Source organism: Dyadobacter luticola (assembly GCF_005860805.1).
Classification (GTDB): Bacteria; Bacteroidota; Bacteroidia; order Cytophagales; family Spirosomataceae; genus Dyadobacter; species Dyadobacter luticola.
Genome location: NZ_VCEJ01000002.1, coordinates 1965999 through 1981082, shown reverse-complemented (window position 1 = coordinate 1981082; position 15084 = coordinate 1965999). Strand labels below are relative to the sequence as shown.

The following is a 15084-nucleotide window of genomic DNA, read 5'->3' as shown; positions in this document are numbered from 1 at the left end:
GATCTTATATAGCGTTATGTGACTCTTAAAATGCCTGCAAAGTTTGCGGGCAATTTTTTTGTTCCGGACAGTCAAACCAGCTTGCGGCCTTTCCATTCATACTCAGGCTTTTGTGCAGCTAGACCGAAAAAGCAGACATATAGGGGATAGAAAATTTGCGTGACCGGAATGTAGAAGATAGATCTGGGTTTTTGCAGAAAACTCAAAACACTGCCCAGGAAAAACCACTCGGGGACGCATTTAAGCGCAATAATCAGCAGGAGGGAGTTAAATGATAAAAACCCTGACAGCCAGAGGATTCCGCTCAAAAGAAGTGTAAAATTGCATAGGAAAATGTAGAGCGCGAGTATAAGCGGCGTGCGGCTTTTGTAATGTTTCCACTTGCTCGCCCAGCGTTTTCGCTGCCGGAAAAACGACGCCCAATTGTCGTGTGCGCCGGTACTTACGACGGCGTCCGCGTCTTTTAGGAATTTCACGCCACCCGGAAAACGTGCTGCTACTTTATGCATCAGAAATTCATCGTCGCCCGAGGCAATGTGCCTGACGCCTTCAAAACCATTGACCTCGAAAAAAACTTCTTTTTGATAAGTCAGATTTGCGCCGTTGCACATGGACGGATATCCCGCTGAAATTGCGCTGGCGCCGCTGCCGATCAGGCTGGCGAATTCAACGATTTGTAAATGGTCTGTCCAGGTTTTTTCGGAGGAAAAAGTGACCGGAGCGCTGATCAGTTTTGCGCCGGTTTCCATATAAAAATTGGCGATTGCGTGCAGCCAGCCCGGTTTTACTCGGCAATCGCCATCCGTGGTGACGATCAGATTTCCTTTTGCCTGCTGGATCGCGGTTTCGATGGCGCGTTTCTTCGGTGACGTGGTGGGAATGTTGGGCAGGGCGATGAGCTTAATGTCGCAATGTGTCCTGGAAATGACGTCATTAACCACTTCTCGCGTGGAATCTGTGGAGCTGTCATCCATGACCAGTACTTCGAATTGTTTATTCGGAAATGTCTGATTGGCTAGATCTTCGAGCAGTGCGCCAATGTTTTCAGCTTCGTTCCGTACCGGAATAATCACTGTAAAGCTGACGCCGGATAGGTCGCTATTTCCCGGCGCCGGTTTTATTTTAACCCATAAAAAAGTGAGGGCCAAGGTAAAAATGGCGTAGCTGCCGATAAGAATGCAGATCCAAATGCTCATAATCTGATCTGTTTCCATTTGTACTTCCAGATCAGAAAAATGCCAATCAGGATAGGTCCGAGTACATTGATGATCCACACCAGAAAAGTGGCGGCGATGATCTTTTCGGGAGGTAAATTAAACGATGCAAAAACGACCAGCGCGGTGAATTCCCGTAAACCCAAATCACCAAGCACATTGACGGCCGGTATCAATGTTTTTGCCAAAAAAATCAGCGAAACGCAGGCGAACTGGTCGATCATGCTCACTGAAAAATCGAAAAGTGAGAGGATGAGTATGAACTGCGTCAGAAAAACGAGGTACCGCAATGCGCCGAATAAAGCGGATAAGCCGATCTCAGCCGGGGTGTAGCTGCCCGCTATTCGGAGATAGGAGTGGATTGTGATAAAAATGGGTTTTGTGGGATGCCAGTCGGTTAAAGGTTTTCGGAAAAGTGTGGCGAGCGCACCCAGGATCAGGATGATGATGAGTAAAATGTCTAAAACTTGTTTGGTAACTGTCGGAATGTTGAGCTGCTCCCTTACCTGCATCCAGCCAAGCGCGCCGAAGAAAACGGAAACGTAAAACTGTATACCGTTGGAAATCAGCGCAGCGCCAATCGCTTCGAGTCGCCGGTCGGATTTTAATGAAGCGATGCGACCGATGGTGTCGCCTAGCTGCGCGGGTACTGCTACACCCACCGCCAGGCCGGTTAATGTACCGCGGAAAGCGTCCCAGAAGCTGAGTTCCATCACTTTTTGGGCCAGCGTTTTCCATTTCAGGCTTTCCAGCGCCCAGTTGACGGGGACGAGGAGCAGAACAGCTATGATTTTCGGTAAATGATTGAGAGAAAAAAGGTTAAGCAAAACTTTACTGATATCCCCGACGCCTTTTTGCTCATTTTGGAATGTGCGGTAAATGTAGGCCAGGATCAGGATGGTGATGATCAGCTTGGCTGCCCAGAGCAGGTTACGGCGGCTTGATTTTTCTTTTGGCGGGGAGAGTTCGTTATCTTGCACCATGATCAAAACGCAGATTTCCGAGAAGGTGATTATTGGAGTTGACCCCGGTACGCAGGTGATGGGGTACGGCGTGATCTCGGTAAGAGGTCAGGAAATTACCCTTGTTCAGTACGGTGTGATTCATCTGAGCAAATATAGCAGCCACGAATTGAAGTTAAAGAAAATCTTTGAGCGTCTGACGCAGCTCATCGAAGACTACCTGCCGGATGAAATGGCGATTGAGGATCCGTTCTACGGCAAAAATGCACAATCGATGCTGAAACTTGGCCGGGCGCAGGGGGTAGCGATGGCCGCCGCATTGTCCCGCAACATTCCGATCGTCGAATACTCCCCCAAGAAAGTAAAACAATCTGTGACGGGAAGTGGAAATGCTTCCAAAGAGCAGGTTGCCTACATGCTAGAAAAGATCCTGAAAATGGAGCTGAGCCGCGAATTTATGGATGCTACCGACGGCATTGCCATCGCGATTTGCCATCAATACCACGCCAATTCTCCGGCAGCTTCTTCAACCGGCACAGCCAAAAAAGCCAAGAAGGGCGGCTGGGGTGCGTTCGTCAGTGAGAATCCTGACCGCGTAAAATAGACACAAGCAACTTCCTTCCGATTTCCTCTGGTGTCTACATTTTCGGACATTAAAAAATTTTAATGGTACTTATCCAATAAATACTTCTACGGATCAAACGTTTGTTTAATTAAATCAAACAAACGTTTGATTTTTGTTTTAGGGTATTTTACTTTTGCATTGTCATTAACAAAAAACGAAAAAAAGATAACTGTTAATGAGAAGGTTAAATGGAATACAACGCCAAACAATTGCAAATTATAGAGGTCGCGGAGCAGTTATTTGCTCAGAAGGGTTTTGCAGGAACTTCGGTGCGGGACATTGCGCAGGAAGCTGACGTGAATGTTTCGATGATTTCCTACTATTTCGGTTCGAAGGAAAAGCTGATCGAAGCGCTTTTCCAGCTCCGGATGAACCAGTCAAGATCCAGGCTCGAAACCTTGCTGATGGATGAGGACCTGGTACCGATGCAAAAGATCAACATTTTGATCGACAGCGTGATAGACAGATTGATGGGAAATCAATGCTTCCATAACATTATGCTGCGCGAGCAGCTTTCTTCCGAGCGCACACCCATCATTTCCGAATACATTTTAAGCTTGAAACTCCGGAATATGGAGCTAATGCAGCGGCTGATCAACGAGGGGCAGGACGCCGGGGTTTTCCGGAAAAATATCGATATGGGGCTGATGTCCACCACATTATATGGCACGATTAATTATGCCATCGCAACGCAGGATTTTTACAAGAAAATCAACAACCTGGAATCCATGAGCGAGGAGGACTTCCAGCGATATCTCAAACGCAAACTTAGCCAACACCTGAAAAGTTTATTTAAATCGACAGTTACAAATGAACACCGCATCGAAAGTTAGAAGAATGATGTGGGTATCCGCCGGATTGATCTGGCTGGTGACCACGACTCATTCATTTGCCCAGACCGCACGCACCATTACGCTCGAAGAGGCCATTGAAATGAGTTTGAAAAATAGTAAGCAATTGAAGCTCAGCCAGTCTAACATTGATCTGGCCACACTCGGAATCCGTCAGATCAAAGAAAACCAGCTGCCGGGATTTAGCATATCTGCATCTTACCTGCGCGTCAACACGCCGAACATTAACCTGAAAACCAATCAGGAAAGCAGCGATACCACAAAATCAGGAGGCTTCCCTGCTGTACATCAGGCAATGTACGGGATGGCGAGCGCATCTCTGCCGCTTTTCTCGGGCTTCCGGTTTAAGTATGGCATTGAATCTGCCAAATATCTGCAACAAGCTGCCAAGCTGGACGCTGATAATGATAAACAAGCTGTGGTGCAGAATGCGGTGGCTGCTTACGGAAATTTATATAAAGCAAGAAAATCGGTGAACCTGGTTGCTGAGAACCTGGAACGCGAAAAGGAGCGTGTGCAGGATTTTACAAATCGTGAGAAAAACGGAATTCTGGCCCGTAACGATCTGATGAAGGCGCAATTGCAGCAATCGAATGTGGAGCTGGCGCTTCTAAATGCAGAGAACGATCTGAAAATCACCACCATTAATATGAACCTGATGCTCGGCCTGCCGGAAGGTACGGCGATTGAGGCGGATTCGGCCAGCTTCCTGACTTTGAAAGAGGAAGGAAATGCTGCTGAGTGGGAGCAGACGGCACTTTCTCACCGGAAGGACATTGCTGCAAACGGCATCCGCCAGAAAGCTGCGGACTCCGACATTCACGTCGCAAAAGCGGATATGTACCCAAGTGTGGCGCTGACCGCGGGGTATGTGGCGTTGAGCATCCCCGGAGTTGTTACGGTGCCCAATGCGGTGAATGCAGGTATAGGTGTCAAATATGACGTGGCATCGCTTTGGAAATCAAGCGCGAAAATTGCTCAGGCTAGAACGAAAGCTTATCAGTTGAAAACCAATGAGGCGATCATTCTCGACAGGGTTCATCTGGAAATCAATACCGCTTACTACAATTATGTTTTGAGTAAAAGAAAAATTGATGTGTATGCCAAAGCCGTAGAGCAAGCCAGCGAAAACTATCGGATTACTAAAAATAAATATGATAACAGCCTGGTAACCACCACCGATCTGCTGGATGCGGACGTGGCGCAGGTACAATCCCGCATCGATTACGAATCGGCCAAAGCCGACGCGGTTGTCGCTTATAAAAAATTAGAACAAGTCGCAGGGGTTATCAACTAAACTAAATCAAAGAATGAGTAAGTGCGTAAAAGGAATTCATTCACTCGCTCATTCACTAAATCACTCATTCAAAATTAATTGAATACCACAAATGGAAACCAAGCAAGCAACAGTGGAAACAGAAGCCGCACCTAAAAAGAAGAGTTACACCTTCGTCATTATCCTGGCCGTGCTGGTGATCGTCGGCGGGATCTGGGGATTTTCAAAATATACCCACGGACAGCACCATGAAGAAACGGATGATGCGCAGATTGATGCGAACATCAGCCCGGTAATCCCGAGAATTTCCGGCTACGTGACGGAGATCAGAGTTAAAGACAACCAGGAAGTGAAGAAAGGCGATACGCTGATCGTACTCGATAACCGCGACCAGCTGATCAAACTGGAACAAGCCAAAGCAAGTCTGGCTGGATCGGAAGGAAGTCTGGTAGTAGCGAATGCAACAACGAACGCAACCGCTGCGAGCGGAATCACTTATGAAGCCAACATTTCGGTGGTTGATGCGCAGATTGAGCAGGCAAAAGTGAATGTATGGCGTGCCAATCAGGATTATGCGAGATATGAAAACCTGATCAAGGACCATTCGATTACACAGCAGGAATTTGAGCAGGCTACTGCGGCTAAACAGACTGCGGAACGTCAATTGGCTGTATTACAGGCACAAAGAGGTGCGGCAGAACGTCAGGCGAAAGCAGCCGGCAAGCAAACCAAAGCTACTTCGGTACAAACCAGCGTAGCGAATGCCAACATTAAGGCACGCCAGGCTGAGATCGCTAATGCAGAACTCAACCTTTCTTATACCGTAATTACTGCACCGACCGACGGTCGCGTTTCCAAAGTGAATGCACAGCTTGGTCAGTATCTGCAGGCAGGACAGTCGCTTTTCAGCATCATTTCGGCCTCAGAACCTTGGGTTGTAGCAAACTTTAAAGAAACGCAGTTGACCAGAATGAAGCTGGGCCAGAAAGTGAAGATTCACGTGGATGCATATCCTGATCACGAATTTGATGCGAAAGTGGCCTCATTCTCACCAGCGACCGGTGCACGTTTTGCGCTGCTGCCTCCGGATAATGCATCCGGAAACTTTGTAAAAGTGGTTCAAAGACTGCCGGTACGGATCGAGTTTGAAAATCCGCAGGACAAGTTTATCTCCACATTGCGTCCCGGTATGAATGTGTTCGTGGATGTTGAATTGAACTAAGGATCAGGATATTGATTCTAAAACCAATATTAAATGGAATTACAGGAATCATTGGTTGAATACGGCTTCCGCAGGGTGATCATCACCATTACAGCCGTGCTTTGCGCCCTGCTGGAAATCGTAGATACGACGATCGTCAACGTAGCGCTGAACGATATGCGCGGAAACCTGGGCGGTACATTATCGGAAGTGAGCTGGGTGATTACTGCCTATGCGATTGGTAATGTGATCATTGTGCCCATGACGAGCTGGCTTTCACAGCAGTTCGGACGGAGAAATTACTTTGCAGCCTCGATCATCATTTTTACCGTAGCATCATTTCTGTGCGGTAATGCCAACAACATTTGGGAGTTGGTGTTTTTCAGGTTGATCCAAGGTTTGGGCGGTGGTGCCTTGTTGGTAACTGCACAAACACTGATCACCGAAAGTTACCCACCCGAAAAAAGAGGTATGGCTCAGGCGATTTATGGTTTGGGCGTGATCGTGGGACCAACATTGGGACCGCCGCTTGGAGGTTACATCGTGGACAATTATAGCTGGCCTTACATTTTTTACATCAACATTCCTTTGGGTATGATCGCAGCGATGCTTACGCTGCAATTTGTAAAAAGTCCAAGATTTTCTCAGAAGAAAAAGGCCAGTGAAATCGATTGGATAGGGATTTTCTTGCTGGCGCTTGCCGTAGGTTCTTTACAATATGTGCTGGAAAAAGGTCAGGAGGAAGATTGGTTCAACGATGAAATCATCACTGTTCTCACAGTAACATCTGTTTTTGCATTCTTCTTCTTTATCTGGCGAGAGTGGACGTATAAAAACCCGATTGTTAATCTGCGGGTATTGTCCAATGGAAATTTGCGGGTAGGGACAGTACTTTCCTTCATCCTTGGGTTCGGATTATACGGCTCTACTTTCATCATTCCACTTTATACCCAGGCCACATTGGGCTGGACGGCGACGCAATCGGGTATGCTGATGGTACCCGCCGCGATTGTGACCGCGATGATGATGCCGATCGTGGGTCAGCTTCTGCAAAGAGGTGTCAAGCAGCAATACCTGGTTGCGCTGGGGATGATATTCTTCTTTATATATAGTTACTGGGGATACCTGATATTGACGCCCGATACCGGCAAAGACGCCTTTTTTAATATGCTGATCGTGCGGGGAATTGGATTGGGATTACTCTTTGTTCCGATCACCCTGCTGGCATTATCGACTTTAAAAGGACGTGAAATTGGCGAAGGGGCTGCGTTTACCGGCATGATGCGACAACTCGGCGGATCTTTCGGGGTAGCAGTGATCACCACATTCATTGCGCGACAAAATATGATGCACCGCAATGATCTCGTCAGCAAGCTGGATATCAACAACCCAGCTGTACAGCAACGAGTTGAAGGTTTGCAGCATTCATACATGGCCAAAGGAATGTCACCAGACATTGCCCTGAACAGCGGCTACAAAATCCTGGATTTCACGGTTTCGAAACAAGCGCAGGTAATGTCCTACATGGACGTTTTTCTCTACCTCGGACTGATGTTCCTGATCTGCGTCCCTTTCGTCCTCTGGACCAAAAGCGGAAAAGCCAAAGTCGACGCCTCCGCCGCAGCACATTAACATTTTAAGTGTAGTAGTGTTATTAAAGAAGCTTCCCGGGTTTGGGAAGCTTCTTTTGTTTTAGTTCAAAAATTTGAACTTGGATAGCTGTTCTAGTCTAGCAGACCATTCTCATAGTGAAAATGCATTTGACTGCCACTTGTAAATCTTTGGATAAAGCCTGATGATCTTTGTTCGGGTTTTTTGATTTCGAAAAACTCATTTGCCAATGCCCAATCGTAGACCCCAGTATCAATGGGGTACCAAGTGAGAATTCCACTAAGTTTATTTTCTAAAATCCATTCTTCCGCTTTTTGTTTCGAGCTAAATATTCCGCTAGCAAATTGAGCAGCGATTCCGTGAAATACCCAGATATCCATTTTTTTATTGCTGATTATAGTTAAACCACGCTCCAATTTTTTTAATAGCGTTTTTAATTTCCTTTTTACTATCACTTACAATTGATTGTTGTTCGAAGGTAAGAGATGGATTGTTTCTCAGAGGCTTTCCATTTTGACCAATTTTAGTTTCTGGACCGCCGCCTTTCACATGAAGGTGAGGAGGCCCGTGATCGCCACTTTTAGTATAATGAACAATATTTACGCCATCCTTACTTACAATCGTTTTTGGAGGTAAAATTGGTTCCGTTATCGCTCCGTTAAGCTTTCTAGATATTTGCTTAATTGTTGGACCAACTATTTCGGAAACTGCGCCTTTCGCGCCACCAATCTTCGCAAGAAGGGAGCCTGCTATATTGGAACTGGGAATTGCACTTGCAATATCTAAAACACCTATAAAAGCGGCTAAATGTTTATCGCCCTCAATGTTTGCAATTTCAAATTGTCTTCCACTTTCACTGTACTTAACATTAATTTTTTTGACACTTACATCATTAGATATTAAGGACTCCAAATATGTTCCGACGGTATAGGTAGCTGACAATGCTCTATCACGAGCATCCCAATAAATATTTTCCACAAACGACATTCCATTGTTAGGACAGTTTGGACAAGCACCGTCAGGATCACTACGTAAGATAGGGTCATTCCATCCATACTGATAAACCGATTGATCTTCCTGTCCTCCGATAACCGGATCAACCTGCAAAAAACGTCCGATAGCCTGATCATAAAAGCGCCTCGATAAATCAATATATCCCGAGCCAATTTGAGTTTCTTTGGCCAGGAAGTTATACCGATTCACCCAATTCTGCATCTTAGGCACCGCACCATCCCGGTTAATGCTCAGCCCGAAAGGATAGTAATCAGTCCGCTGCAAAATATTTCCAGCCTCGTCAAAAACTATCCGCACATTGCCCAGATGATCTTTGAGCGAATATTCAAACTTCAATACGCCTTTCCTGAAAACCGCCTGCCCGTCATTCAGTGCCACGCGATCTAATACATTTGCGCCGGCAACCTGCCGGTATTCAAAGTTTCCGGCGTATTTTAAAGTCAATGTATCTGCTGCGTATTTGTGTTTCTCGCCGGATGCGTCGTAATCATAAGTGGCGGTTTTGCCGGAAATCGTGACCGTTTTAGGCAGGTTCAGAAAATTATAAGCGATGGTTGCGCCGCGGTTGCCATCACTGGTCATGTTGCCGTTCCCGTCATAGCTATAACTACTCGACCCGTTTTTAACTCCCAGATCACTGCCTGAGGCGTCATTGACATTCGAAAGCCGATTACCTAAGTAAGTGTACGCCAGGTTGTCCGTCGCTGCGCCCGACCTTTTCAATGTTTTAATGTTACCGTTTTTATCGTAACCGATACCACTTTCAACATCGGGATAACCCATGAGTCCGGTCGAGCTGGTCAGCCGGTTGGCACCGTCATAAGAAAAGCTCAGCCCTTTTGTGAAAGCAGCCTCATCTTTATTTTGCCACTGCATCTGGCTGATATTTCCGTTCGAATAACTTCCACCATTTGCGTAAGCCAGATTGCAGCCGAGAAATGCCGCGTCCGGTCCGTTCGCATCCTTTTTGTAAACAGTCTTCGCGTCTGTCTGCCAGCCCCGGATATTTTGAACGTAATTTGTCCTCAGCCTGAACTTCTCGCCATCGGAAGAGTGAAACCATTTGCTCTGAGGCCGCCCCAGCACATTGTATCTCTGCGCAATAGTCACAGCCTCTTTCGTTTGTGCCCCGCTCGTTACCTTTTCCTTTACACTCAAAATTCTGTCGGCATGGTCATATTGGTAGGTCACCAAATGCGTGTGCGTAACATTGGCTGGTAACATTTGCTCGGTTTTCTGTTCTGCAACCGCAGGAGCCAGGTCATATTTATATTGCGTCGAAACACGCTCGATTGCGCCTGCGCCGAGGTCGTAGAGTTCCCGGTTTGTCTGGATGGACCTGTATTCGCCGTCATAATAAATTACCTCGGTCAGCCAGCCGCCTGCGCCGCCATTTCCCAGAAGCATGCGCGTTCTGCTTCCGGTCGCCTGCCCCTTCACATTGCCATTATTTGAGGGATAGTATGAAGCGTTGTATCCCAGGTTTCCGGCTTTCGTAAATGCGTAATCATCGTAAAAATGGATCGTCAGCAAGTTTGCCCCTGCTGCATTGGTAGGTGCCGTTTTGTTAAGTGTATAGCCAGCCGTCACACCATTACTGCGCTCTTCATGATGCTCGTTGACCGCCGCAAAATTCGCCGCCCATGCATTTCTAGTCAATGCAGAAGTTATTTCGCCAGTAGCGACCGGCCTGTTTTGTGCATCATATTTCGTAAAAGCCCAAACACCTCTGGCCAGCTGATTTGCATCGCGGGACAGCGCCAGCCGGTCAAACTGATCGTAAACAAGCTCGGTAACGCCGCCGCCCGGCACGCGCTTGACAACCATTCTGCCGCGCTCATCATAATCGTAGGTAAACGCATAATCGGTCAGCGAAGGCTGATCCTGGTATTGCGGCTGCAACACTGCTCTTAACAAGCCAATGTCATCAAATACATAGTAGGTTGACAATACCACACCCGCAGCGGCGGTTACCTGCCGACAGACCATCGCGCCGGTGAGGTCGGTGTATTCCGAAACGGTTTTTCCTTCTTCGTCGGTTGTCTGAACAAATGTGATCGTGCCCGGCGCGTAGCCACCGGGTTGGGAAATTGTATTGGTCGTCAGGTCGTAATCGTATCTTTTCAGCTCGTTGCAGCAATTGGTTTTATACTTTACAACCGAATAGGCGCTTTTTGCACCCGGCTGTCTTTGACCTTTAACACGGCTCAGCGGTGACTCCTCAAAGAAGTTTTCCAGATAGGGACGAGCCAGGTCAGAAGCCTGTAATCCCGCCGAATTAGCATTGTACCAGGTGGCAGCATTGGCAACTGCATTATTTTGAAATGCGCCATTACCGGCAGCGGCATAACGAAGAAAACTTTTGACCTGCCGCCCTGCACCATCAAACTCGACTGGTTCAATGATGTCATTTCCGGAGGGATTTTGCCCGATAACAACATTTTGCAAAGGTCTTCCCAGCCCGTCCAGGTACCGGACTTCGGTCACTACTTTACTTATATCATTCGCGTCCGCACCGGATTGTTTGTAAGTGCGAGAAATTATGTAGTTACGACTATTTGTTTGCTGTCCCAGCGCAGCTAGCGGGAGGAGAGCAAGCAGCAAAAGTGTGTTTTTGATTGATATGATCATTTGAATGAAATTTAATGTTGGAAAAAACCGCCACTCACTGCTTCACAATGCGTTGCGTGCGGATGCTGCCGTCGGTATAAGTGATTTGGACAATGTAAATCCCGGCCGCGAGGTGTGCGACTTTAATTGACCCGGCTGCGGCGGATTTCAAGACTGATTTTCCTGAAGAGTCGAAGACGGTAATGTCCCTGATTTGGCCTAAATCATCGGTCTGCAATTGAATGCTGTTCTCAACAATTACCGGATTTGGATAGAGAATCAGTTTTTCAGGATCGTCGACCAAGACACTACGGAGGCGGCTGTAAGCAAAAGAGCTGTCTGTATCGATCATTTTTAAGCGGTATAGATTCTCGCCGGCCAGCGGTTTCAGGTCAACAAAATCATAAGATTTTAGGGTATCGCTCTCTCCAAATGCCTTTTCGGATCCGATCTTAATCCAGCGCTTTCCGTCTGAACTGCGCTCAATGTCAAAGTGGTCGCTATTGGTTTCCATCGAAGTCGACCATTTTAGCAACACAATCTTTTCTTGGGCAAAAGCTTCAAATTCCAGCAAGGTCACCGGAAGTGCGGCGTCGGATAGCAGGGACAATGATCCGGCAGCAATGCTGCCCGTCGGTGCAAGCGCGGCACAATCCACGAGTTGTCCCGCATAATTATAGCAATAGGATACGCGGACTGCACCACCCGCGCTTGCGGTGCGAACATTCTTCAATCGCCCAAAATCATCGTATTCATAGAAAATAGTTTTGGCATTTGCATCCGAAAAACTTTCCATGCCGACCACCGGCTTGTGCGTGAAAGTCGTGACGCCGGGTAATGTGGTGCCGTCAAAATCGGTACGCTGTTTTAACAAATCGGTTTTGCCAATGTCTGCAGCTCCGTAGTAGTCCAGCTTGGTGGTCGATCCGTTTCGCTCCTTATAAGTAAGCAAGTTTCCCCTGGCATCATAGGTGAGAAAATCGATGTCCGTCACCATAGCCATCGGCAATGCAGTGCCGACGCCACTTTCTACTTTTTTGGGAAGATAAAGTCCGTTAAACAGCCCGAATATGACATTGTGCAGCTTCAATGCGACCGGCTGCATTTCGGTGCCGGTATAATGAAAGACAGACGTCGGCTTGCCGATCATATTTTTGGCAATCATCGCCACGCTTACCGGGTCATTCAGGTTGGCAGGATAGACGTACCAGGTTTTCAACTCCTTGCCGTCACTGTTCAGATGTCCTTCGATATGCAGCTGACCATTTGGCCAGTACTGATAATTTTTGGTAAATGTGGAAGAATACTGAGCCGGGCTGTCCTGGTCATAAGTAATGTTGGATTCCTGCGTAGGCAGAAATTTCCGGACATCGATCAAATAGGCTGTTCCTTCGTAAACCCGATTGTCCCCATCACAAAGCAGGCGAACCAATGTTCGTTCTGCTCGGGCAGAGTAGTCTGTTAAATTTCCAATCAGACTGTATTGAAATGTTGTTTTCCCAGCTAGGCTTCCATTTTGCAGGTAATGTTCCTCGGAAATCTTCTTTCCGCGCTGGAAAGCATTTGAATTATAAGGCTGATAAGCCGTGCTGCTCGATTGCAATGTTCCGGATGGCGCGGCGTCGGGGTAACCGTTATCGAAATTGGTGAACTTGTAGACTGTCCAGCCGCCGGTTGAAGTAGCCTCAACTACTTCTGAATAACCAATATGTGAGCCATAACTGTTTTCCGAGCCGGGCAGCACCGATTGTGTCGAAAATACATCTTCCGTGTAAGTGAAGTTGCCATCGGGTTTGGGCTGATAGCCAGGCCAGTAATATTGTGCCTTGCCGCCCAATACACCGCTTGAAAGCAACGCTGCATTCGGCGCAGCAGCATTGAATCCGGATACATAAGCATAACTTTTGGTCATTTCCGATCCTGCAATGTTGGGGTCGTAGGTTTTGATTTGTTTAATTCGAAGGCCGCCCGAAAGCTTGTCGGCGGCGTACGTATCGAATCCCAACCACCTTTTTTCTTTGACCTCCTTTGAATAAGTATGCGGCTCGAACGTGAATTCTGTCATGCCGCCGGTCGGATATTTAATCTTAATCAGTGAGCCAAGCTTTACATATTTGCTGTCTGCATCCGGTGAACGGAATGTTGCGCCATAATTATTGAAAAAATTAGCAATGCTGAAATCAGCGGCGGCGATCAGTTTTGCATTATTAAATCCCCAGTGGTCGGTGTGCGACCGTGCATAGGGTGGTAGTGCAATCGCGGGTGAGGTGAAATAGGTGAATTCATGAGGAGGCAAAGCTTTAGCGCCCGATTTTTCCTGCACTTTTTGCAGCATCAGCCGCTCAGTAGCCAGGTTATTGTAGGTGAATTCAAACTCTTTGATGGTCGTCCCGGCAGCACTTTGAACCTGGATTTTATCGAGTTTTTTCCATTGCAATGCTGCCAGCAAGCTGGAAAGCGGCGGATTCGTTTCCACGCAACCGGGCGTCGCAGTTTCAGGCGGATAAAAGCAGGGATAGAGATAGGTCAGAATGTCCAATGTCCGGCTGTTTCCGCCGAACTGATCTTTGTTCCAATTCACATACGCCGAAAAAATGTTTTCATCGTACCGCAGCTCAGTGCTTTGGGACGAAAGGAACTTGATTTTGTAGTTGGTGCCAGTAATTTCTTTCAGGTAAATCGGCGAAATGAGCTTTCCGTTAATTGGTCCGCTCACAGGAAAAAGTGATGGATTGGCGGAGCAACTGGCGTCCAGAAATCCGCCACCGTTGACCTTATACTGCGCCTGGTATAATGAAAAGTACATCTGCGCAATCATAGGGCCTCTTTCATAACTGAAATCGGTCACCTGCCCGGTAGCCCGTGTGATCGATTTGAGATACCAGGCATTGCAGTTCCAGGTTTCAGAACCCTGCGCGAAGAAATCGATGCCATATTCCATGTACGCATTCGTGCCGCCGAACTCATAGCGGATACCCAATTCGTCGGTGATGATAAAGCCTTTGGCATGCTCCCGATAATTTGGCTTGCCTTTCCAAATGCTAAATACGTCGACCTGGTTGCTGGGTGGCGTGAAAGGTGGCTTGGTATCCATCGCGAGCGAGCTCCATTCCACTTTGACTGGCCGGTCGCAAGCAACTTTGAATTTTCCATCATGCCCCCAGTAAAACTTTCCGGCGATTCCGGGCAGATTAAATGTGTATTCATCCGGCTCCATATCTCTGCCCAGCGTACTGTTATCAGCGATGGATTTGATACCTGCCGCCGTATTCCAGTTGTTATCATTGACCAGATTGGCCGTGAAAAAGTAGCCCAGCTTGCCCCGGCTGTCCTGGTACGGACAATCGTCAGGCCCGTCCCGGATCGTACGGATCACCGCGTAATTCGTGGAAAGATTAAAATTCAGGCCCACCCAGCTGGGATGCGCGTCCGGACGGACGCCTGAGGCATCATATTGTAATTCAATCGGAATATCCGGTTCCTGATTCGAAACCTGATAGAGCGGAATGTTAATCTCCGGCTTCCCCGTGAAAAGTGAGACCGGAATGTTCCCGTGCTGATCAAAATTGGCGGCAGTAGGACTTTGGAGTGTTTTCGGTTTTGCCGGGATTTGGGAAAAACACGGATTTGTGAGGGGTACTAAAAGTGCTAAGCAGCAGCCGTAAAGCCTGAATCTCATAAAAAAGCGACATTTAAATGAATGAAAATTTTAATCATTCA

At 47.4% G+C, this 15084-nt stretch carries 10 protein-coding genes; 5 read left to right on the top strand and 5 right to left on the bottom strand.

From position 1 onward, the window contains the following. Positions 1 to 71: 71 nt before the first annotated feature. Both FEN17_RS08300 and FEN17_RS08295 read right to left on the bottom strand, forming a co-directional pair. Positions 72 to 1196: a glycosyltransferase family 2 protein gene (locus tag FEN17_RS08300; protein ID WP_138364798.1), complete on the bottom strand. Its 1125-nt coding sequence runs from the start codon at positions 1194 to 1196 to the stop codon at positions 72 to 74. Next, complete coding sequence (locus tag FEN17_RS08295; protein WP_138364797.1) at positions 1193 to 2197, bottom strand: lysylphosphatidylglycerol synthase domain-containing protein; 1005 nt, start codon at positions 2195 to 2197, stop codon at positions 1193 to 1195. Before FEN17_RS08295 ends, FEN17_RS08300 begins: the two co-directional genes overlap by 4 nt. Here FEN17_RS08295 and ruvC point away from each other — a divergent pair. From ruvC to FEN17_RS08270, 5 genes are all read left to right on the top strand, one after another. Continuing rightward, positions 2196 to 2780: a crossover junction endodeoxyribonuclease RuvC gene (ruvC, locus tag FEN17_RS08290; protein WP_138364796.1), complete on the top strand. Its 585-nt coding sequence runs from the start codon at positions 2196 to 2198 to the stop codon at positions 2778 to 2780. The genes FEN17_RS08295 and ruvC overlap by 2 nt on opposite strands. A gap of 230 nt (positions 2781 to 3010) precedes the next feature. After that, entirely contained in the window at positions 3011 to 3634 is a 624-nt protein-coding gene (locus FEN17_RS08285; RefSeq protein WP_229208735.1) for a TetR/AcrR family transcriptional regulator, read from the top strand. After that, complete coding sequence (locus tag FEN17_RS08280; protein WP_229208734.1) at positions 3612 to 4949, top strand: TolC family protein; 1338 nt, start codon at positions 3612 to 3614, stop codon at positions 4947 to 4949. The genes FEN17_RS08285 and FEN17_RS08280 overlap by 23 nt, the downstream gene beginning before the upstream one ends. Positions 4950 to 5040: 91 nt before the next feature. Further along, positions 5041 to 6150 carry an HlyD family secretion protein gene (locus FEN17_RS08275; protein ID WP_138364794.1) on the top strand — a complete coding sequence of 370 codons (1110 nt, stop codon included), beginning with the start codon at positions 5041 to 5043 and terminating at the stop codon, positions 6148 to 6150. Between the two features lie 33 nt (positions 6151 to 6183). Beyond that, positions 6184 to 7761, top strand: coding sequence for a DHA2 family efflux MFS transporter permease subunit (locus FEN17_RS08270; RefSeq protein WP_138364793.1), 1578 nt, complete (start codon positions 6184 to 6186; stop codon positions 7759 to 7761). Positions 7762 to 7853: 92 nt separating this feature from the next. Here the strand turns inward: FEN17_RS08270 and FEN17_RS08265 are convergent, their stop codons facing one another. Genes FEN17_RS08265 through FEN17_RS08255 form a run of 3 tightly spaced genes read right to left on the bottom strand, consistent with a single transcriptional unit; the run spans position 7854 to position 15043 of the window. Further along, positions 7854 to 8120, bottom strand: a complete 267-nt coding sequence (locus FEN17_RS08265) for a DUF7710 domain-containing protein (protein ID WP_138364792.1) — start codon at positions 8118 to 8120, stop codon at positions 7854 to 7856. A gap of 4 nt (positions 8121 to 8124) precedes the next feature. Then, positions 8125 to 11385, bottom strand: a complete 3261-nt coding sequence (locus FEN17_RS08260) for an RHS repeat domain-containing protein (RefSeq protein WP_138364791.1) — start codon at positions 11383 to 11385, stop codon at positions 8125 to 8127. A 34-nt stretch (positions 11386 to 11419) separates the two neighbouring features. After that, on the bottom strand, positions 11420 to 15043 hold the full coding sequence (locus tag FEN17_RS08255; RefSeq protein WP_138364790.1) for a T9SS type A sorting domain-containing protein: 3624 nt from the start codon (positions 15041 to 15043) through the stop codon (positions 11420 to 11422). Positions 15044 to 15084: the final 41 nt, after the last annotated feature.

Bases quoted from the DNA above. Each gene is read 5' to 3' on its own strand.
- FEN17_RS08300 (WP_138364798.1), bottom strand. From the start codon at position 1,196: ATGAGCATTTGGATCTGCATTCTTATCGGCAGCTACGCCATTTTTACC.
- ruvC (WP_138364796.1), top strand. From the start codon at position 2,196: ATGATCAAAACGCAGATTTCCGAGAAGGTGATTATTGGAGTTGACCCC.
- FEN17_RS08295 (WP_138364797.1), bottom strand. From the start codon at position 2,197: ATGGTGCAAGATAACGAACTCTCCCCGCCAAAAGAAAAATCAAGCCGC.
- FEN17_RS08280 (WP_229208734.1), top strand. From the start codon at position 3,612: ATGAACACCGCATCGAAAGTTAGAAGAATGATGTGGGTATCCGCCGGA.
- FEN17_RS08275 (WP_138364794.1), top strand. From the start codon at position 5,041: ATGGAAACCAAGCAAGCAACAGTGGAAACAGAAGCCGCACCTAAAAAG.
- FEN17_RS08270 (WP_138364793.1), top strand. From the start codon at position 6,184: ATGGAATTACAGGAATCATTGGTTGAATACGGCTTCCGCAGGGTGATC.
- FEN17_RS08265 (WP_138364792.1), bottom strand. From the start codon at position 8,120: ATGGATATCTGGGTATTTCACGGAATCGCTGCTCAATTTGCTAGCGGA.
- FEN17_RS08260 (WP_138364791.1), bottom strand. From the start codon at position 11,385: ATGATCATATCAATCAAAAACACACTTTTGCTGCTTGCTCTCCTCCCG.
- FEN17_RS08255 (WP_138364790.1), bottom strand. From the start codon at position 15,043: ATGAGATTCAGGCTTTACGGCTGCTGCTTAGCACTTTTAGTACCCCTC.